The 18,746-nt window shown below is 66.4% G+C and carries 19 protein-coding genes and 1 pseudogene; 8 read left to right on the top strand and 12 right to left on the bottom strand.

Annotated elements, in window-relative coordinates; translation table 11 throughout:
- Positions 1-9 precede the first annotated feature (9 nt).
- A complete protein-coding gene (locus tag U4Y91_RS14100; RefSeq protein WP_321805531.1) occupies positions 10-906 on the top strand; it encodes a polysaccharide deacetylase family protein in 897 nt (298 codons plus the stop codon).
- Between the two features lie 108 nt (positions 907-1,014).
- Entirely contained in the window at positions 1,015-1,476 is a 462-nt protein-coding gene (locus tag U4Y91_RS14095; protein WP_006756046.1) for a peroxiredoxin, read from the top strand.
- A gap of 192 nt (positions 1,477-1,668) precedes the next feature.
- Here U4Y91_RS14095 and U4Y91_RS14090 read toward each other — a convergent pair.
- A pseudogene (locus U4Y91_RS14090) lies at positions 1,669-1,862 on the bottom strand (hypothetical protein).
- Here U4Y91_RS14090 and U4Y91_RS14085 point away from each other — a divergent pair.
- Both U4Y91_RS14085 and U4Y91_RS14080 read left to right on the top strand, forming a co-directional pair.
- On the top strand, positions 1,812-3,620 hold the full coding sequence (locus tag U4Y91_RS14085) for a PhoH family protein (protein ID WP_321805530.1): 1,809 nt from the start codon (positions 1,812-1,814) through the stop codon (positions 3,618-3,620). The pseudogene U4Y91_RS14090 and the gene U4Y91_RS14085 sit on opposite strands and share 51 nt — an antisense overlap.
- 228 nt (positions 3,621-3,848) lie before the next feature.
- Complete coding sequence (locus U4Y91_RS14080) at positions 3,849-4,907, top strand: C40 family peptidase (RefSeq protein ID WP_321805529.1); 1,059 nt, start codon at positions 3,849-3,851, stop codon at positions 4,905-4,907.
- A gap of 120 nt (positions 4,908-5,027) precedes the next feature.
- On the opposite strand, the gene U4Y91_RS14075 is transcribed toward U4Y91_RS14080, so the two are convergent.
- From U4Y91_RS14075 to U4Y91_RS14030, 10 genes are all read right to left on the bottom strand, one after another.
- Positions 5,028-6,038 carry an inorganic phosphate transporter gene (locus tag U4Y91_RS14075; protein WP_321805528.1) on the bottom strand — a complete coding sequence of 337 codons (1,011 nt, stop codon included), beginning with the start codon at positions 6,036-6,038 and terminating at the stop codon, positions 5,028-5,030.
- A gap of 10 nt (positions 6,039-6,048) precedes the next feature.
- The gene (locus U4Y91_RS14070) at positions 6,049-6,675 is read right to left on the bottom strand and encodes a DUF47 domain-containing protein (protein WP_044847234.1); all 627 of its coding nucleotides are present in this window, start codon (positions 6,673-6,675) and stop codon (positions 6,049-6,051) included.
- A gap of 146 nt (positions 6,676-6,821) precedes the next feature.
- On the bottom strand, positions 6,822-8,204 hold the full coding sequence (locus U4Y91_RS14065; protein WP_044847233.1) for a replicative DNA helicase: 1,383 nt from the start codon (positions 8,202-8,204) through the stop codon (positions 6,822-6,824).
- 135 nt (positions 8,205-8,339) lie between these two features.
- Positions 8,340-8,792, bottom strand: a complete 453-nt coding sequence (gene rplI, locus U4Y91_RS14060; RefSeq protein WP_124661891.1) for a 50S ribosomal protein L9 — start codon at positions 8,790-8,792, stop codon at positions 8,340-8,342.
- 27 nt (positions 8,793-8,819) lie between these two features.
- Positions 8,820-9,095: a 30S ribosomal protein S18 gene (gene rpsR / locus U4Y91_RS14055; protein ID WP_004193360.1), complete on the bottom strand. Its 276-nt coding sequence runs from the start codon at positions 9,093-9,095 to the stop codon at positions 8,820-8,822.
- A 4-nt stretch (positions 9,096-9,099) separates the two neighbouring features.
- Complete coding sequence (gene priB / locus U4Y91_RS14050; protein WP_031399239.1) at positions 9,100-9,399, bottom strand: primosomal replication protein N; 300 nt, start codon at positions 9,397-9,399, stop codon at positions 9,100-9,102.
- Positions 9,400-9,439: 40 nt separating this feature from the next.
- On the bottom strand, positions 9,440-9,814 hold the full coding sequence (rpsF, locus tag U4Y91_RS14045) for a 30S ribosomal protein S6 (protein ID WP_006755436.1): 375 nt from the start codon (positions 9,812-9,814) through the stop codon (positions 9,440-9,442).
- Between the two features lie 241 nt (positions 9,815-10,055).
- Positions 10,056-10,964 carry a zf-HC2 domain-containing protein gene (locus U4Y91_RS14040; RefSeq protein WP_321805527.1) on the bottom strand — a complete coding sequence of 303 codons (909 nt, stop codon included), beginning with the start codon at positions 10,962-10,964 and terminating at the stop codon, positions 10,056-10,058.
- The gene (locus tag U4Y91_RS14035) at positions 10,954-11,595 is read right to left on the bottom strand and encodes an RNA polymerase sigma factor (RefSeq protein ID WP_321805526.1); all 642 of its coding nucleotides are present in this window, start codon (positions 11,593-11,595) and stop codon (positions 10,954-10,956) included. Before U4Y91_RS14035 ends, U4Y91_RS14040 begins: the two co-directional genes overlap by 11 nt.
- A gap of 162 nt (positions 11,596-11,757) precedes the next feature.
- Positions 11,758-12,669, bottom strand: a complete 912-nt coding sequence (locus U4Y91_RS14030) for a LysR substrate-binding domain-containing protein (protein ID WP_321805525.1) — start codon at positions 12,667-12,669, stop codon at positions 11,758-11,760.
- Between the two features lie 171 nt (positions 12,670-12,840).
- Here U4Y91_RS14030 and gcl point away from each other — a divergent pair, with 171 nt between their 5' ends.
- From gcl to lysM, 4 genes are all read left to right on the top strand, one after another.
- Entirely contained in the window at positions 12,841-14,616 is a 1,776-nt protein-coding gene (gene gcl / locus U4Y91_RS14025) for a glyoxylate carboligase (protein ID WP_044843636.1), read from the top strand.
- A gap of 44 nt (positions 14,617-14,660) precedes the next feature.
- Entirely contained in the window at positions 14,661-15,470 is an 810-nt protein-coding gene (hyi, locus tag U4Y91_RS14020) for a hydroxypyruvate isomerase (protein ID WP_321805524.1), read from the top strand.
- A gap of 39 nt (positions 15,471-15,509) precedes the next feature.
- The gene (locus U4Y91_RS14015; protein ID WP_044843638.1) at positions 15,510-16,403 is read left to right on the top strand and encodes a 2-hydroxy-3-oxopropionate reductase; all 894 of its coding nucleotides are present in this window, start codon (positions 15,510-15,512) and stop codon (positions 16,401-16,403) included.
- A 454-nt stretch (positions 16,404-16,857) separates the two neighbouring features.
- Entirely contained in the window at positions 16,858-17,328 is a 471-nt protein-coding gene (gene lysM / locus U4Y91_RS14010; RefSeq protein WP_044843639.1) for a peptidoglycan-binding protein LysM, read from the top strand.
- A gap of 209 nt (positions 17,329-17,537) precedes the next feature.
- Here lysM and U4Y91_RS14005 read toward each other — a convergent pair whose 3' ends face one another.
- A complete protein-coding gene (locus U4Y91_RS14005) occupies positions 17,538-18,560 on the bottom strand; it encodes an asparaginase (RefSeq protein ID WP_321805523.1) in 1,023 nt (340 codons plus the stop codon).
- Positions 18,561-18,746: the final 186 nt, after the last annotated feature.

Here is an 18,746-nt window from a genome sequence, read left to right as displayed (position 1 = left end):
GACGCTCGCTTGGCTCGTATCGTCCTCAAGATCGACGTCGACACGCTGCGCGGCACGCGCGAAGGCGTGCCGAACCTCGCGCGCATCTTCGACCGCTTCAGCGCGCGCGCGACCTTCCTCTTCAGCCTCGGGCCCGATCACACGGGCTGGGCGCTGCGGCGCGTGTTCCGCCCGGGCTTCCTGAAGAAGGTGTCGCGCACGTCGGTGGTCGAGCACTACGGCGTGAAGCAGCTGATGTACGGCGTGCTGCTGCCGGGCCCCGACATCGGCCGCCGCGCGATCGCCGACATGCGCGCGATCCACGAGGCCGGCTTCGAATGCGGGATCCATACGTGGGATCACGTGTACTGGCAGGACAACGTGCGCGTGCGCGATCGCGACTGGACCGCGCGTGAAATGCAGAAAAGCCACGCGCGCTTCGTCGACGTCTTCGGCGCGCCGCCCGTCACGCACGGCGCGGCCGGCTGGCAGATGAACGACTCCGCGTTCGAGCAGATCGACGCATGGGGGATGCGCTACGCATCCGACGGCCGCGGCCATTCGCCGTATCTGCCCGTGGTCGGCGGCCGCACGCTGTCGCACGTGCAGATGCCGACCACACTGCCGACACTCGACGAAGTGCTCGGCATCGACGGCATCGACACGCACAACGTCGCCGCGCACATCCTGAAGTTCACGGAAGCCAATCCGCACGACCAGGTGTTCACGCTGCATGCGGAACTGGAAGGCCAGAAGCTCGCGCCGGTATTCGAGCAGCTGCTCGCCGGCTGGCGCGCACAGGGCCATACGTTTGCGACGATGGGCGACTACCACGCGACGCTGGACCGCGACTCGCTGCCATCGTACCCTGTCACGTGGGGCGAGATTCCCGGCCGCTCCGGCGAGCTGATCGTCCAGCCCGACTGAGTTCGCGCGCGCCCGCGCCGCCTGCCCTGCCCTTGCGGCGTGCCGCCGCGACGCCCCGCCGAACCGCGCCGCCCGAGCGGCGCCTTTCCATAACAACAGGAGAAACACGTGTCCGTCGAAGTTGACCGTCAAGTTCCCGATTTCACCGCACCGGCGACGGGCGGCGACATTTCGCTGTCCGACCTCAAGGGCAAGAAGCTCGTCCTGTATTTCTATCCGAAGGACAACACGCCGGGCTGCACGACCGAGGGCCTGCAGTTCCGCGATCTCTATCCGAAGTTCAAGAAGGCCGGTGCCGAAGTCATCGGCGTGTCGCGCGACAGCCTGCGCTCGCATGATAATTTCAAGGCGAAGCTCGAACTGCCGTTCCCGCTGATTTCCGATGCCGACGAGGCGCTGTGCGCGCTGTTCGATGTCATCAAGATGAAGAAAATGTATGGCAAGGAAGTGCGCGGAATCGAGCGTTCGACGTTCCTGATCGACGCCGACGGCGTGCTTCGCCAGGCATGGCGCGGCATCAAGGTGCCCGGTCACGTGGACGACGTGCTAAGTGCTGTACAAGCGCTTTGAGCCGCGTTATATTGGGCCGCAATGAATGCCAGTTCGCTCCATATTTCTCGTAGCTGCGCCGGTGCCCGTTGCGATGCTTTCCGGCACCTGACGCGCATCACGACGGTATCAGCCAGCCGCATGTCCCGGTCCACGGGGCAGCGGCTTTTTTTATGGACTGCACGCCGGCTCTCGGTCCGGCCCCTCACCCCGTCAAGGAGCTGATCGACACTTAGGCGAACCGGCTAGACGAAATTCCTGTGCGCCACCGCGCGCAAACTGCATGCACCTTCCACGTCACGCAGGATGCGATCAGCGGCGCACGCCATGCGACACGATTCCTCCCGAGGGACACCATGCCTTTGCCTACTGCCCCCAGCAAGCTCGGCAGCCTGCTGCCGCCCGATGAATACAAGGCGAAAGCGCGGCCCGCGAAAGCCGCGAAGAAATCCGCCGAAGGGGACGCATCCACAGCCGGAGAATATGGCCCGGCCAGCGTGGCCCAACCGATGATCGAAGCCGCGAACACGGCCGCGCCGCTGCGCGCCGTCGCGGCGTCGACGCAAGAAGCCGCGGGCACGCCTGCACGCGGTCGCAAGACCAAACAGACCGCGGCACTCCTGCAGCCGATGCCGGCACCGGCCGAAGCGGCGCCCGCCGCACCGGTCGTGGCACGCCACGACAAGCCTGCCGCCGGGAAACCGGCCGCGGCACCCGCACGCGATGCCGGCGCCGCGACGAAGTCGCGCAGCCGCAAGCCGGCCGAAGCCGAACTGCAGAAGCTGTTCGTGCTCGACACCAACGTGCTGATGCACGACCCGAGCAGCCTCTTCCGCTTCGAGGAACACGACGTCTATCTGCCGATGATGACGCTCGAGGAACTCGACAACCACAAGAAGGGGATGTCCGAAGTCGCGCGCAACGCGCGCCAGGTGAGCCGCACGCTCGACGCGCTGGTCGCCGACGGCGGCCCGATCTCCGACGGCATTCCGCTGTCGCGTCTCGGCAGCCGCGAGGCGCTCGGCCGCCTCTACTTCCAGACCAAGCTCGCGGACATCGCACCGGTCGAAGGCCTGCCCGTAGGCAAGGCCGACAACCAGATCCTCGGCGTCGTGCGCGCGCTGCAGCGCGACCGGCCGGACCGCCAGGTCGTGCTGGTGTCGAAAGACATCAACATGCGGATCAAGGCGCATGCGCTCGGCCTGCCCGCGGAAGACTACTTCAACGACCAGGTCCTCGAGGACAAGGATCTCCTCTATAGCGGCGTGCGCGAATTGCCGCAGGACTTCTGGACGAAACACGCGAAGGGAATGGAGAGCTGGCAGGACACGAAGACGGGCACCACGTACTACCGCGTGACGGGCCCGCTCTGCGGGTCGATGCTCGTCAACGAGTTCGTCTATCTCGAGCCGCAGAACGGCGAGCCGACGTTCCATGCGATCGTGCGCGAGCTGAACGGCAAGACGGCGCTGCTGCAGACGCTGCGCGACTACAGCCATCACAAGAACAACGTGTGGGGCATCACCGCGCGCAACCGCGAGCAGAACTTCGCGCTGAACCTGCTGATGAACCCCGAGATCGACTTCGTCACGCTGCTCGGCCAGGCCGGCACCGGCAAGACGCTCGTCGCGCTCGCGGCCGGCCTCGCGCAGGTGCTCGACGACAAGCGCTACAACGAGATCATCGTGACGCGCGCGACCGTGCCCGTCGGCGAGGACATCGGTTTCCTGCCCGGCACCGAGGAAGAGAAGATGCAGCCGTGGATGGGTGCATTCGACGACAACCTCGAGGTGCTGCAGAAGACCGACGACGCAGCCGGCGAATGGGGCCGTGCGGCGACGCAGGAGCTGATCCGTTCGCGCCTGAAGGTGAAGAGCATGAACTTCATGCGCGGCCGCACGTTCGTCGACAAGTACCTGATCATCGACGAAGCGCAGAACCTGACGCCGAAACAGATGAAGACGCTCGTGACGCGCGCGGGCCCCGGCACGAAGATCGTGTGCCTCGGCAACATCGCGCAGATCGACACGCCTTACCTGACCGAAGGCAGCTCGGGCCTGACCTACGTCGTCGACCGCTTCAAGGGCTGGGGCCACAGCGGCCACGTGACGCTCGCGCGCGGCGAACGCTCGCGGCTCGCCGACTACGCGTCGGACATCCTGTAACGCGATACGCCGGCCTCCGACGCCACGCGGCGCTCCGTTCTCCGGAGCGCCGTTTTTATTTTTGGGGTCGAAATCGTTGGTCATGCTTCGTTACGCAACAACCTCACTTACGCGCGAAACTTCAAGTAAATTCTCAGGAATGGTTGCCTAAGCCCCGCCGGTACGTCTACCATCGGGTCTGTCTGTTGTCATACGATTCGCGAGCGCGCCGCGCTCGTCCGCCTTGTCATGCTTCGAATCTGGGTTCCCGTCGCCGTCGTTTCACTGCTCGCGGCCTGCTCCAGCGTGCCGCCGCAGTCGGCCTCGCGCACCTCCGGCATGAAGATTACGACGCCGCGCGCCTTCCCGGCCCCCGCCAATTTCCCGAAATTCGTCGACCACAGCGTCGGCCAGGAAGAGATCTCGATCCAGGCGATGAGCCTCGTCGGCGTGCCGTACCGCTGGGGCGGCAACACGCCGACGAGCGGCTTCGACTGCAGCGGCCTGGTGCGCTATGTGATCGGCCGCGCGGCCGACGTGGACCTGCCGCGCACGACCGCCGACATGAGCAGCCGCGGCGTGTCGATCGACCCCGACCAGGTCGCGCCGGGCGACCTGATCTTCTTCAATACGACCGGACGCCCGCATTCGCACGTCGGCATCTATGTCGGCAAGCTGCGCTTCGTCAACGCGCCGTCGACCGGCGGCACCGTGCGGCTCGACTACCTGACGAACCCGTACTGGGCCAAGCGCTTCGACGGCATTCGCCGCGTCGCGTCGCCGCGCGGTGCACCGGCGCCGTTCGATGCGCCGACCTACGAGGCTCGGCGCGATACGCCGGCGGCCGCACCGGCCCCGGTCGTCGCTGCCGCCGCGCCGCGGCAGCCGGCCTATGCGTCGTCGCAAGCCGGCGCGGCTCCGTCGCCAGCGCCGGTCGTGCAAGCGGCATCGGTCGCATCGACCGCGGCGGTTGCCCCGGCAGCCGCCGCGCCCGCCGATCCGTACGAACCGCCGCCGCCGCGCGTGCTGGCAGCCCGGCAGCAGACAACGTCCGCGAACGGCGACATGACCGCCATGACGGCGAACGCCGCCGCGACAGAGACCGGCACGCAGATTCCGACGACGGCACTGACGGCCGCCCAGGCTGCCGCGTTCGATGCGGAGCCGCCGCCTGCGGCCGCCGCGCCGTCGCCGCGCGACATCGAGCCCGTGCAGGTGCTGCGGGCGTCGACGCAATCCGCGCCGGTCAGCCCGCGCGCCGGCACCGCGGACGATCCGATCGCCGGCTTCGCGAACGGCAGTTACTGATCCGGAGCATCCCCGGCGGCGGCCCCGCCGTGCGCCGCCCCTTTCCCGACCGCCAAAGAAAATGCGCCGCAACCTTTCGGTTGGCGGCGCATTTCGCGTGTCGACCCGGCAGCGTCGATATCAGAAGATCTGGTGCCCGAGCCACCATCCGCCGGCCGCGAACAGCGCGGCCGCCGGCAGCGTCAGCACCCACGCCCAGACGATGTTGCCGGCGACACCCCAGCGGACGGCCGACAGCTTCTGCGTGGCGCCGACACCGACGATCGCACCGGTGATCGTGTGCGTGGTCGACACGGGAATGCCGAGGAACGACGCGATGAACAGCGTGATCGCGCCGCCGCTTTCGGCACAGAAACCGCCGACCGGCTTGAGCTTCGTGATCTTCTGGCCCATCGTGCGCACGATGCGCCAGCCGCCGAACAGCGTGCCGAGCCCCATCGACAGGTAGCACGCGCCGATCACCCACGCGGGCGGCGCATCGGACGTCGCCGACGCATAGCCCGACGCGATCAGCAGCATCCAGATGATGCCGATCGTCTTCTGTGCGTCGTTGCCGCCGTGGCCCAGGCTGTACAGGCCGGCCGACAGCAGCTGGAGCCGCCGGAAGCGCCGGTCGACCTTGCTCGGTGGGGTGCGGAAATACAGCCACGACACGCCGAGCATGAACAGCGAGCCGAGGATGAAGCCGAGCAGCGGCGAAATGAAGATGAACGCAATCGTCTTCAGCAGCCCGTCGATGTTCAGCGAGCTCCAGCCCGACTTTGCGAGCGCTGCGCCGACGAGGCCGCCGATCAGCGCGTGCGACGAGCTCGACGGAATCCCGTAGTACCACGTGATCACGTTCCAGCCGATCGCGCCGACCAGCGCGCCGAACACGACATAGTGATCGACGATCTCGGGATCGATCGTGCCTTTACCGACAGTCTGCGCGACTTTCAGGTGGAAGATGAAATACGCGATGACGTTGAACGCGGCCGCGAACACCACGGCCTGCTGGGGCTTCAGCACCCCGGTCGACACGACGGTGGCGATCGAGTTCGCCGCGTCGTGGAAGCCGTTCATGAAGTCGAATACGAGCGCGACGAGCACCAGCGTCGCGACCATCCATAGGGCGAGTTGTATCGAATGCATCGTGGTCCGCTCAGGCGTTTTCCAGCACGATGCCTTCGATGATGTTCGCGACGTCCTCGCACTTGTCGGTGATCTCTTCGAGCAGTTCGTAGATCGCCTTCAGCTTGATGAGCGTCTTCACGTCGTCTTCCTCGCGGAACAGCTTCGACATCGCCGCGCGCAGCACGCGATCGGCCTCCGACTCCCAGCGGTCGATCTCCTCGCACTGCTTGAGGATCTGCGCCGACTGCTTCATGTCGGACAGCAATCCGACGGCCTGCTGCACGTGCTGTGCCGACTGCGTGACGATGTGCGCGAGCTGGCTCGCCTCGGACGTGACGGACTGCACGTCGTACAGCGACACGGCCGTCGCGACGTCTTCCATCAGGTCGAGGATGTCGTCCATCGTCGTGATCAGCTTGTGGATCTCGTCGCGATCGAGCGGCGTGATGAAGGTCTTGTGCAGCAGATCGATCGCTTCATGCGTCAGCTTGTCAGCGGCCTTCTCGGCGGTCTGCACGTTTTGCTTGTGAATCTCGGCGTCGGCGAGATTGTCGATCAGCAGTTCGAGCTCGCGGCCACCGGAAACGATGTGCTTCGCGTGCGCGTTGAAGAGTTCAAAGAACTTGCCCTCGGTGGGCATGAATCGACCGAACATGGGATTCCTGAGAGATTGTCAAACGACTGTCACGAAAACGGGCGATATTGTACCGTTTTCGGTTGCGACGCGACGCGCGCATATGCGCGCGCCGGGATTGGATACAACGCTTGGTGAAATAACGGTTTACAACCGGCGTAGAAGTGTTACTCGCCGTAGAAGTTCTGCGCCCCTGCAAAGTTGTCGAACTTCGTGTATTGACCCAGGAACGTGAGCCGAACGGGCCCGATCGGGCCGTTACGCTGCTTGCCGATGATGATTTCGGCCGTGCCCTTGTCCGGGCTGTCCGGGTTGTAGACCTCGTCACGGTAGATGAACAGGATCACGTCCGCGTCCTGTTCGATTGCACCCGATTCACGCAAATCCGACATCACCGGACGCTTGTTCGGACGCTGCTCCAGCCCGCGGTTCAGCTGCGACAGCGCGATCACCGGCACGTCCAGCTCCTTTGCCAGACTCTTCAGCGATCGCGAGATTTCGGAGATTTCGGTCGCACGGTTCTCGCCCTGCGACGAACCCGACATCAGCTGCAGGTAGTCGACGATGATCAGGCCGAGCTTGCCGCACTGACGTGCGAGACGCCGCGCGCGCGAGCGCAATTCCATCGGGTTCAGGCCGCCCGTCTCGTCGATGAAGAGCTGCGCCTCGCTCATCTTCTGCACCGCGTGCGTCAGCTTCGGCCAGTCCTCGTCCGTCAGCCGGCCGGTACGCATCCGGTGCTGGTCGAGCCGGCCGATCGAGCCGAGCATACGCATCACGAGCTGGGTGCCCGGCATTTCCATCGAGAACACCGCCACCGGCAGCCCGTACTCGACGGCGACGTATTCGCCGATGTTCATGGAAAAGGCCGTTTTTCCCATTGACGGTCTTCCGGCCACGATGATCAGTTCGCCGCCGTGCATCCCGGACGTCATCCGGTCGAGGTCGACGAAGCCCGTCGGCGTGCCCGTGACGTCACTCGGGTTCGCGGTGTGATACAGCGTGTCGATGCGCTCGACGACCTGCGTGAGCAGCGGCCCGATCTCGAGGAAGCCCTGGTTGCCGCGCGCGCCCTCTTCGGCGATCGAGAACACCTTCGACTCGGCCTCGTCGAGCAGCTGCCGAACTTCCTTGCCCTGCGGATTGAACGCGTCGGCCGAGATTTCGTCGGCGACCGACACGAGCCGGCGCAGCACCGCACGGTCGCGCACGATTTCCGCGTAGCGGCGGATGTTCGCGGCGCTCGGCGTGTTCTGCGCGAGTGCGTTCAGGTAGGCGAGGCCGCCCACGTCGTCGGCCTTGCCGGACGTGGTCAGCGCTTCGTACACGGTCACGACGTCGGCCGGGCGCGTCGACGCGATCAGCCGGCCGATGTGCTCGTAGATGATCCGGTGATCGTAGCGATAGAAGTCGCCCTGCGACAGGAAGTCGGCAATCCGGTCCCATGCCGCGTTGTCGAGCAACAGGCCGCCGAGCACCGACTGCTCGGCTTCGACCGAATGCGGCGGGACTTTCAGCGATTCGATTTGAGGATCTTGCGGCGCGTTCATGGGTTGGGATTATCGCGAATAGATCGCAGCAGCGCTACCGCTCCGGCGATCGGGCAATAAAAAAGGCAGGCCCCGGTTGCCCGGGCGCCTGCCCTTGTCCGGACGGCGGAAGCCGCCCGGAAAGCTTGCGTACGCTTACGCGTGGTCGCCGATCACGTTGATCGTGACGTCGACGACGACGTCCGTGTGCAGCGCGACCTGAACGACGTGCTCGCCGATCATCTTCAGCGGGCCTTCCGGCATGCGAACTTGCAGCTTCTCGACTTCGAAACCTGCCTTCTTCAGCAGTTCCGCGACGTCGCCGTTCGTGACCGAGCCGAACAGACGGCCGTCGACGCCCGACTTCTGCGTGATTTCGAACGACTGGCCGTTCAGCTTCTCGCCGACTGCCTGCGATGCTGCCAGCTTTTCAGCGGCGATCTTTTCGAGTTCAGCGCGGCGAACTTCGAATTCGGCGATCGCTTCCTTCGTTGCACGGCGAGCCTTGCGGTTCGGGATCAGGAAGTTGCGAGCGTAACCGTCCTTGACCTTGACGATATCGCCGAGGTTGCCCAGATTGGCGACTTTTTCCAACAGAATGATTTGCATTCGAATTCTCCTTATGGCGTCGCCGAGTTACGCCTTGTGCTGATCGGTGTACGGCAGCAGCGCGAGGAAACGCGCACGCTTGATTGCCGTGTCGAGCTGACGCTGATAGTGCGCCTTCGTACCCGTCAGACGAGCCGGCGTGATCTTGCCGTTTTCGCCGATGAAGTCCTTCAGCGTTTCCGTGTCCTTGTAGTCGATCTGCTCGACGCCGGCAGCCGTGAAACGGCAGAACTTCTTGCGCTTGAAGAGCGGGTTTTGTTGCTGACGACGCTTGTCGAATTTCTTACCAGTCGGGCGGGCCATGATTTCAGTCCTTTCCTATGTCCTGCAATGCAGTGATGTGAAACACCAAGGTTCTCGCGTTGCGGCTCTTCTTTGCCAGGAAGCCCGTGAACAGCGTTTCGACGCCCATTTCACGACGCTCCAGCTTGCCGCTCGCCTCACCGGCCGCCACCGCCTCGATCGTCATTTCGACCTGACGGGGAATGCCTGCTTCGACGACTTCCGTGCGGTGATGCAACGTGGCGCTTGCGATCGGAACACCCGCCGGCGTATATCGCACCGGTGCGCGTTCGACGACGCTCGCCGTCAATTGCAACCTGTTCACGTGAGTGACGCGCTCCTTGATGGCTTAATGAGTGACGAACTTAAGCCTGCGCTTCGGTCGGCTGAGCTGCAGCCGCCTTCTTGGCTTCTTCGCGCTGAACTTCCTTCATCATCGGCGACGGGCCGGTCTCGGCCTTCTTCATCTTGACGATGAGGTGGCGCAGCACGGCGTCGTTGAACTTGAACGCGTGTTCGAGTTCGTCGAGCGTCGTCTGGTCGCACTCGATGTTCATGCAGACGTAGTGAGCCTTCGCGAGTTTCTCGATCATGTAGGCCAGCTGGCGACGGCCCCAGTCTTCGACACGGTGGATCTGGCCGCCGTGCGTCGTGATCGTGGTCTTGTAACGCTCGATCATTGCGGGCACTTGCTCGCTCTGATCGGGGTGCACGATGAATACGATTTCGTAATGACGCATTACACACTCCTTGTGGATTAAAGCCACCCGGGCGTCTGAACCGGTGTAGCAAGTGAGAAGCCGAAGATTCTAACCCGGATACGGGGCGCATGCAACACCGATCGACGATTTCCGACCGGATTCGGCCATGTTTTCAACGACTTGAATGGCGCTGGCGGCTGAAACAGCTGGCGGCGCGACCGTTCAGAAATGGGGGCGGAGTGTCGGGCGCGCGCTTGCGGGCCGGCGACGCGGCCCGCCGTCACTCGACGCGCGCCCCGCCCAGCCGCGCGTCGAGCGCCGTCCTGAACGCGGCCAGCGCCGACGGCTCTGCGTCGGTCACGGCCCACCACGTCATGCCGGCCGCATCCCAGCGATCGAGCGCGTAGCCCTGCGATACGGTCGCGTACGGCGCGGCGTCCCGCCCTTCTCCGGCCGGCCGCACGTACACGTCGATCACGTGCTGCCGGTAGCGGTAGACGAGCACCGCGACTCGCCGGCGCCCGACGTAGTCGAGGCGGCCGCCGGCGAGCGGGAAGCCGCTGGCCGACAGATCCTCGACCGGCGGCGCATAGTCGAGCCGGCCGTTGAACCACGGCTTGACGGTATGCCGGTCGGTCGAGATCACGTCGATGTCGCGCGCCGACAGGCCGGCCCGCACATGGCTTGCCACCAGTTCGTCGACCGTCTGGCCGGTTGCGGCGTGCCGGGCGGACAGCGCCATCCCGGCCGCCGCCGCGAGCGCGACCATCAGCGCCACGCCCCAGCCGAGTCCGGGCAGCGCAGCAACACGCGGCCCCGGCCCCGCCGACGCCGGGCGACCTGCTCCGTCGCGCCCGGCCAGCCACGCGAACCAGCGGCGACCGGTCGGCCGAGGCTGGGCCCGCGGCCGCGCCGCCGCGTCGTCCGGCGCCGGTTCCGCGCGGGCCTGGCCGCGGGCGTTCGCGCCGGCCGCCGCCGGCAGCGCCGCGAGGATGCTCGCGCGCAGCGCCTCCGGCGCGCGGTGATAATCGGCCTGCCGCACGGCGCGCCCGAGCGCGACGATCCGCTCGCGTTCGCGGCGGCACGCGTCGCAGCCTTCGACATGCCGCTGGACGCGCAACGCATCGGGCGCCGACAGCTCGCGGTCGACGTCCGCGTCCAGCAATGCGCGCGCTTCGTTACAGTCCATCGATCGCCTCCGATGCGGTTCCGCTTGCCGACGCACGTCCCGGCGCGGGTTCGGGTGCCGGCGCCTGCGTGCCGGCCAGCAGCGCGGCGAGCCGACGCCGGCCGCGCGCGAGTCGCGACATCACGGTGCCGACCGGTACGTCGGCGATCGCCGCGATCTCGCGATAGCTCAGATCCTCCATCTCGCGCAGCACCAGCACCTCGCGGTATTCAGGCGGCAGCTTCGCGAGCGCCGCGTTCACCAGCCGAACGTTCTCGCCGCGCAACAGGTGCGTGAGCGGATCCTCGGTCGCCGGCTGCCAGTCGTCCGGCACCTCCGTGTCGTCGAGCGTGTCGGGCAGCGCGACCTCGTGCGCGTGGGTGCGGCGGCGCCACTCGGTGTACCAGGTGTGGCGCACGATCGTCAGCAGCCATGGCCGCGCGTTGTCGCCGCGGCACGAGTCGACGAAGCGCAGCGCGCGCATGCACGCGTCCTGGACGACATCGTCCGCGTCGCCCGCATTGCCGCTCAGCCAGCGCGCGAGGTTGTACGCGGCGTCGAGATGCGGCAGCACGAGCACGCGAAACCGTTCGCCGCGCGCGACCGCGTCGTCCTCCGCCCGTTCGTCGACCGCCTGTCCGGCTTGCCCCACATGACCTCCCTGGTCCCGGCGGCCGAAGCCGCGCCCGTTGCGCGTCCGGTGCCCGGACAGACCGGCGGCGGGCGCTCTCGATGACCTTACCGCCGCTGCGTCGAGTTTATTCCCGCACGAAGCCGGTGATGCGCAAAAAAATGCCGGAAACCGCCGCGCCCGTTACGGCGTGCTGTTCCAGTAGCCGGGACGCGCATACGCTTCGCGCAGGTAGTCGATGAAGTAGCGCACGCGCGCGGGCACGTAGCGCTGCTGCGGATAGACCGCGAGGATGTCGTAGTCCGGCAGCGCGTATTCGTCGAGCACCGTCTCGAGTTCGCCCGTTTCGAGCTGCGCGGCGATTTCCCAGGTCGAGCGCCAGCCGAGCCCCAGGCTTTCCGCGACCCAGCGATGCAGCAGCTCGCCGTCGTTGCAGTCGAGATTGCCGGCCACCCGCATCGTCACGATCTTGCCGTGGCGCTGGAAATACCAGCCGCGGTTCTGGCCGCCCTGCAGGTTGAACGCGAGACAGTTGTGCTTCAGCAGGTCGTCGAGCGACTTCGGCCGGCCGTGCTTGCGGAAATACGCGGGCGTGCCGCACACGACGCGCCGGTTCGACGCGAGCTTCACCGCGACGAAGTTCGGATCGACCGAGCCGCCGATCCGGATCGACAGGTCGTAGCCTTCGCGCACGAGATCGACGACGCGGTCGGTCAGGTTGAACGACAGCTGCATTTCCGGCTTGTCGACGAGGAAACCGGGCGCGTGCGGCGCGACGTGCTTGCGGCCGAACGCGGCCGGCGCGGACACGATCAGGTGCCCGCTGACCGCGCGCCGGCCGGCGGCCAGCTCGTTCTCGGCCTGGTCCCATTCGGACAGCAGCCCGCGGCAGCGCTCGAGGAACGCGGCGCCCGCCTCGCTGACCACCAGCCGGCGCGTCGAGCGGTACATCAGCTTCACGCCGAGGCGCTTCTCGAGCGCGTCGATGCGCCGCCCGAGCACCACCGGCGACACGCCCTCCTCGAGCGCGGCCGCCGCGAGGCTGCCCGCGTCCGCGACCCGCACGAACGTCTCGATCTGCTTGAAACGATCCATTTCCCGTCTCCGTCCCGGCTCCGACACCGGCGGGAAGCCCCGTCCGGCCGTCATTCCATACTTTTAGTTTCGAAATAAGCGACTTCGGCTGATCTTATCAAACCTTTCTTGCGTCCCTAAAGTGTTCCCAACAGACCGATTCGCAAGATCCAACTATCCAAGGAGACATTCATGGCCAAGATGAGAGCCGTCGACGCAGCCGTACTCGTGCTCGAGAAGGAAGGCATCCAGACCGCGTTCGGCGTGCCGGGCGCAGCAATCAACCCGTTCTATTCCGCGATGCGCAAGTCGGGCGGCATCAGCCACGTGCTGGCGCGCCACGTCGAAGGCGCGTCGCACATGGCCGAAGGCTTCACGCGTGCCGCACCGGGCAACATCGGCGTGTGCATCGGCACGTCGGGCCCCGCCGGCACCGACATGATCACCGGCCTCTACTCGGCATCGGCCGACTCGATTCCGATCCTCGCGATCACGGGCCAGGCGCCGCGTGCGCGCCTGTACAAGGAAGACTTCCAGGCCGTCGACATCGAGTCGATCGCGAAGCCGGTCACGAAGTGGGCTGTCACCGTGCGCGAGCCGGCGCTCGTGCCGCGCGTGTTCCAGCAGGCGTTCCACCTGATGCGCTCGGGCCGTCCGGGCCCGGTGCTGGTCGACCTGCCGATCGACGTGCAGCTCGCCGAAATCGAATTCGACATCGACACGTACGAACCGCTGCCGGTCTACAAGCCCGCGGCGACCCGCGCGCAGATCGAGAAGGCGCTCGCGATGCTCAACGACGCGGACAAGCCGCTGATCGTGTCGGGCGGCGGCGTGCTCAACGCGGCGGCCGAAGACCTGCTCGTGCAGTTCGCCGAAACGATCGGCGTGCCGGTGATCCCGACGCTGATGTCGTGGGGCGCGATTCCGGATGACCACCCGCTGATGGCCGGCATGGTCGGCCTGCAGACGTCGCACCGCTACGGCAACGCGACGATGCTCGCGTCCGACTTCGTGCTCGGCATCGGCAACCGCTGGGCGAACCGCCACACCGGTAGCGTCGAGGTCTACACGAAGGGCCGCAAGTTCGTGCACGTCGACATCGAACCGACCCAGATCGGCCGCGTGTTCGGCCCGGATCTCGGCATCGTGTCCGACGCGAAGGCCGCACTCGAGCTGTTCGTCGCCGTCGCGCAGGAATGGAAGGCCGCCGGCAAGCTGAAGGACCGCAGCGCGTGGGTGTCCGAGTGCCAGGAACGCAAGCGCACGCTGCAGCGCAAGACCCACTTCGACAACGTGCCGGTCAAGCCGCAGCGCGTGTACGAAGAGATGAACAAGGTGTTCGGCCGCGATACGTGTTACGTCAGCACGATCGGCCTGTCGCAGATCGCCGCCGCGCAGTTCCTGCACGTGTTCAAGGCACGCAACTGGATCAACTGCGGCCAGGCCGGCCCGCTCGGCTGGACGATCCCCGCCGCGCTCGGCGTGCGTGCGGCCGACCCGCGCCGTCCGATCGTCGCGTTGTCCGGCGACTACGACTTCCAGTTCATGATCGAGGAACTGGCCGCCGGCGCGCAATTCAAGCTGCCGTACGTGCACGTCGTCGTGAACAACTCGTACCTCGGCCTGATCCGCCAGGCGCAGCGCGCGTTCGACATGGACTACTGCGTGCAGCTCGCGTTCGACAACGTCAACGCACCGGAGCTGAACGGCTATGGCGTCGATCACGTGGCGGTGGCCGAAGGCCTCGGCTGCAAGGCGCTGCGCGTGTTCAAGCCGGAAGAGATCGAGCCGGCGCTGCGTCAGGCGCAAACGCTCGCCGAAGAATTCAGCGTGCCGGTGGTCGTCGAAGTGATCCTCGAGCGCGTGACGAACATCTCGATGGGCACCGAAATCGACGCGATCAACGAGTTCGAGGAACTCGCCGAGAAGGCCGAGCACGCGCCGACCGCGATCTCGATGCTCGACTGATCCGCACGCCATTTTTTGACTGACCGACCGAAGAGGCTTAGCTCATGCCGAAGTTTGCTGCAAACCTGACCATGCTGTTCAACGAAGTGCCGTTCCTCGACCGCTTCAAGGCGGCCGCGGACGCGGGCTTCGACGCCGTCGAGTTCCTGTTCCCGTACCCGTACGCGAAAGAGGAACTCGCCGAGCGGCTCGAGACGTACCGCCTGCGACTCGTGCTGCACAACCTGCCGGCCGGCAACTGGGACCAGGGCGAGCGCGGCATCGCGTGCCTGCCCGATCGGGTCGGCGAGTTCCAGGAAGGTGTCGGCCGTGCGATCGAGTACGCGAAGGCGCTGAAGGTGCCGCAGCTGAACTGCCTCGTCGGCATCCCGTCGGCGAGCACCGCGCGCGACAAGACCTTCGTCACGATCGTCGACAACCTGCGATTCGCCGCCGACGCACTGAAGCGCGAAGGCATCCGCCTGCTGGTCGAGCCGTGCAACAGCTTCGACATCCCGGGCTTCGCGCTGAACCGCTCGTCCGAAGGGCTCGACGTGATCCGCGCGGTCGGCTCGGACAACCTGTTCCTGCAGTACGACATCTATCACATGCAGCGCATGGAAGGCGAACTGGCCGCGACGATCGAACGCAACCTCGCATCGATCGGCCACGTGCAACTCGCGGACAACCCGGGCCGCAACGAGCCGGGGACGGGCGAGATCAACTACGCGTTCCTGTTCGCGCTGCTCGACCGGCTCGGCTATGCCGGCTACGTCGGCTGCGAATACAAGCCCCGCACCGCCACGACGGAAGGGCTCGGCTGGCTGCAAAGCGTTGCCGGCTGCGCACCGGGCTCGGCGCGTCGCGCCGCCTGAGATCCGCTCTTCCCTTTCGCCCCTATAGGAGACTTTCACATGGCAACCATCGGTTTCATCGGCCTCGGCATCATGGGCGCGCACATGGCGCGCAACCTGCTCAAGGGCGATCATCAGCTCGTCGTGAACGGTGCGTTCCCGATCCCCGACGACCTGCGCGCCAGCGCGAAGGTCGTCGCGAACTCGACCGAAGTCGCGCAGAACGCCGACATCATCATCGCGATGGTGCCGGACACGCCCGACGTGCGTAACGTGCTGTTCGCCGACGACGGCGTCGCGAAGGGCCTGAGCGCCGGCAAGCTCGTGATCGACATGAGCTCGATCTCGCCGCTCGACACGCAGGAGTTCGCGAAGCAGATCAACGCGCTCGGCTGCGACTACCTCGACGCGCCGGTGTCCGGCGGCGAAGTCGGTGCGCGCGAAGCGACGCTGACGATCATGGTCGGCGGCCCGGAGAAGGCCTTCGAGCGCGCGAAGCCGCTGTTCGAGAAGATGGGCAAGAACATCACGCTCGTCGGCGAGAACGGCGCGGGCCAGACCTGCAAGGTCGCGAACCAGATCATCGTCGCGCTGAACATCGAGGCGGTCGGCGAAGCGCTGCTGTTCGCCGCACGCTCGGGCGCCGATCCGGAGCGCGTGCGCCAGGCGCTGATGGGCGGCTTCGCCGCCTCGCGCATCCTCGAAGTGCACGGCGCGCGCATGACCAAGCGCACGTTCGATCCGGGCTTCCGCATCGAGCTGCACCAGAAGGACCTGAACCTCGCGCTCGACGGCGCACGCAAGCTCGGCCTCGCACTGCCGCACACGGCGAGCGCGCAGCAGCTGTTCAGCGTGTGCGCATCGCACGGCGGCAAGGCATGGGATCACTCGGCACTCGTGCGTGCGCTCGAGATCATGTCGAACTTCGAGATCGGCCAGACGCCGGCCGCGTAACGCGGACGCAACGACGCGCGTTTCGCTGCAACGGCGAACGCGCGACGAACACATGCGACGCGGCCGTGGCCGGTCGCATCGATGCGCGGCGGGGCGCATCACGGTGGGGCGCCCCGCCGCGTATCGCCGAAACGCGTGCGCGACGGGGCGAAAAACGCCGCTCTGGGCTGAGAGCGGCGTGGTGGGGTCCGCAGCGGCACCCGGCGGCGCCGGGGAAGCCTTGGTCGGTCAGACGTCGTCGTCGGGTGTCCGCCTGTCGGATTTCGCGTATTACATTTCTTTACGTTCAAGCGTGCGATTTTTCATGCAATCGTCGCGCTGAACGCCTACACTTTCGCCACGCCTTTCGAGAAAACCGCCGCGCTTGCGTTCACTTCGGTGAGCGCGCCCAGCGCGGTGTTTTTTTCGCCACTTCACGGCGCGTTTTCTTTTCAACCACCTAGGGAGTGCAGCGATGGGTCTTCTTTCGTTTATCAAAGAGGCGGGTGAAAAACTGTTGGGTCACGCTGACGCGCAAGCAGCGGAAGATCCGAATGCCGCGAACCAGACCGCGGCCGATGCGATCAAGAACTACATCGGCACGCAAGGTCTCGACACGTCGAACCTGAGCGTCGCGTTCGACGGCGCATCGCGCACCGTCACGCTGTCGGGCAGCGTCGCCGATCTCGACACGAAGGCGAAGGTCAAGGTCGCGGCCGGCAACGTGCAAGGCGTCGCGGGCGTCAACGACGACGACCTGCAGCCGGACGATCAGGAAGTTCAGTACCACGACGTGAAGCCGGGCGACACGCTGTCGGCGATCGCCAAGGAAGTGTACGGCGACGCGAACAAGTACCCGGCGATCTTCGAGGCGAACAAGCCGATGCTGTCGAGCCCGGACCGGATCTATCCGGGCCAGAAGCTCGTGATTCCGCCGCAGTCCTGAGCATTCGCGCGGCACTGACGCAAAAAAGCAGGCCAACGGCCTGCTCGGACTGCTGACGAACCCCACGCTTTTCGGAGCGTGGGGTTTCGTCTTTTTGGCATCAGGGTTGCAGGCTCGCAGCGGGCGAGCAGTCGAATCTGCTGCGCAAACCGTTCACGAGGCGCTGTTTTTTCATGCACGCCGCACGCCGCCCGATCGGCGGCCAGCGGTCACAGCGTGTCGAATGCGCGTTGCAGCGCGTCGCGCCCGTGAATCCCGTTCGCGAGCGCGAGCATCAGCAGCACGCGTGCCTTGAACGGGCTCAGCGACCCGGCGCTCACGAAACCGAGCGCGTCGTCGTTCGCAGCGCCGTTGCGCATCACGTGCCCCGAGCCGACGCGCGACGCGCGCACCACGGCGACGCCCGCCTTCACCGCATCGGCGAGTGCCGCCTGCAGCGTCGCGTGGATCGACCCGTTGCCGGTGCCCGCGACGACGAGGCCGCGCACGCCGGCCGCGACGAGCGCGTCGACGGCCGTGCGCGTCACGCCCGCATAGCTCGCGACGACTTCGACCGGCGGCCACGCCGCGGCGATCGCCAGTCGCGCATCGCGCGAGCGCGTCACGCGGCGCGCGAATTCGACGCGGCCGTCCTGCACCCAGCCGAGCGCGCCCAGTTCCGGCGACTGGAATGCGTCGACCGCGTAGGTGCTCGTCTTCACGACGTCGCGCGCGCCGTGGATCCGGTTGTTGAACGCGACGAGCACGCCCTGCCCGCGCGCGGCCGGGTGAGCGGCGACGGTCACCGCGTTCAGCAGGTTCAGCGGGCCGTCGGACGACAGCGCGGTGGCCGGCCGCATCGCAGCCGTCAGCACGACCGGCTTGTCGCCGGTCACGACCAGATGCAGCGCGTATGCGGTTTCCTCGAGCGTGTCGGTGCCGTGGGTGATCACGATGCCGTCGATCGCCGGATCGGCCATCAGCGCGTCGATGCGCGCGGCGAGCGCATTCCACAGCGGCAGCGCGAGGTCCTTGCTGTCGATGCTGGCGACCTGCTCGGCATCGATGCGCGCGACCGACGCGAGCGCCGGAACCGCGTCGAGCAGGAAATTGACGCCGAGCGCGCCGGCCTGATAGCCGGCCGTGCTGGCGGCGTCCGGCGCTGCGCCGGCGATCGTGCCGCCGGTGGCGAGTACGGCGATGCGCGGCAGGGCCGGCGCGGACGAAGCGGATGCGGGGTTCGGAGTATTCATGGCCGCGATTGTAATGGCTCGCGGCCGGCATCCGGTAGATACGGCCGGCGCCGGACGCCGCGCATCATGGTTAGTCCCGATCGCCGCGGGACGCACGCCGTCAACGGCCACGCCGCCCGCCGCGTTATAGGAATGCCGTTTTGGTGTTTTCACATTGATTTGCCATAATCGGAGCGCGCGGCGTGA

Source organism: Burkholderia sp. BCC1993 (assembly GCF_905339865.1).
Taxonomy (GTDB): domain Bacteria; phylum Pseudomonadota; class Gammaproteobacteria; order Burkholderiales; family Burkholderiaceae; genus Burkholderia.
Note: the sequence above shows the minus strand (reverse complement) of the source record. Positions and strands in the feature narration are given on the sequence as shown.

Bases quoted from the DNA above. Each gene is read 5' to 3' on its own strand.
- U4Y91_RS14085 (WP_321805530.1), top strand. From the start codon at position 1,812: ATGCCTTTGCCTACTGCCCCCAGCAAGCTCGGCAGCCTGCTGCCGCCC.
- U4Y91_RS14080 (WP_321805529.1), top strand. From the start codon at position 3,849: ATGCTTCGAATCTGGGTTCCCGTCGCCGTCGTTTCACTGCTCGCGGCC.
- U4Y91_RS14075 (WP_321805528.1), bottom strand. From the start codon at position 6,038: ATGCATTCGATACAACTCGCCCTATGGATGGTCGCGACGCTGGTGCTC.
- U4Y91_RS14070 (WP_044847234.1), bottom strand. From the start codon at position 6,675: ATGTTCGGTCGATTCATGCCCACCGAGGGCAAGTTCTTTGAACTCTTC.
- U4Y91_RS14065 (WP_044847233.1), bottom strand. From the start codon at position 8,204: ATGAACGCGCCGCAAGATCCTCAAATCGAATCGCTGAAAGTCCCGCCG.
- rplI (WP_124661891.1), bottom strand. From the start codon at position 8,792: ATGCAAATCATTCTGTTGGAAAAAGTCGCCAATCTGGGCAACCTCGGC.
- rpsR (WP_004193360.1), bottom strand. From the start codon at position 9,095: ATGGCCCGCCCGACTGGTAAGAAATTCGACAAGCGTCGTCAGCAACAA.
- rpsF (WP_006755436.1), bottom strand. From the start codon at position 9,814: ATGCGTCATTACGAAATCGTATTCATCGTGCACCCCGATCAGAGCGAG.
- U4Y91_RS14040 (WP_321805527.1), bottom strand. From the start codon at position 10,964: ATGGACTGTAACGAAGCGCGCGCATTGCTGGACGCGGACGTCGACCGC.
- U4Y91_RS14030 (WP_321805525.1), bottom strand. From the start codon at position 12,669: ATGGATCGTTTCAAGCAGATCGAGACGTTCGTGCGGGTCGCGGACGCG.
- gcl (WP_044843636.1), top strand. From the start codon at position 12,841: ATGGCCAAGATGAGAGCCGTCGACGCAGCCGTACTCGTGCTCGAGAAG.
- hyi (WP_321805524.1), top strand. From the start codon at position 14,661: ATGCCGAAGTTTGCTGCAAACCTGACCATGCTGTTCAACGAAGTGCCG.
- U4Y91_RS14015 (WP_044843638.1), top strand. From the start codon at position 15,510: ATGGCAACCATCGGTTTCATCGGCCTCGGCATCATGGGCGCGCACATG.
- lysM (WP_044843639.1), top strand. From the start codon at position 16,858: ATGGGTCTTCTTTCGTTTATCAAAGAGGCGGGTGAAAAACTGTTGGGT.
- U4Y91_RS14005 (WP_321805523.1), bottom strand. From the start codon at position 18,560: ATGAATACTCCGAACCCCGCATCCGCTTCGTCCGCGCCGGCCCTGCCG.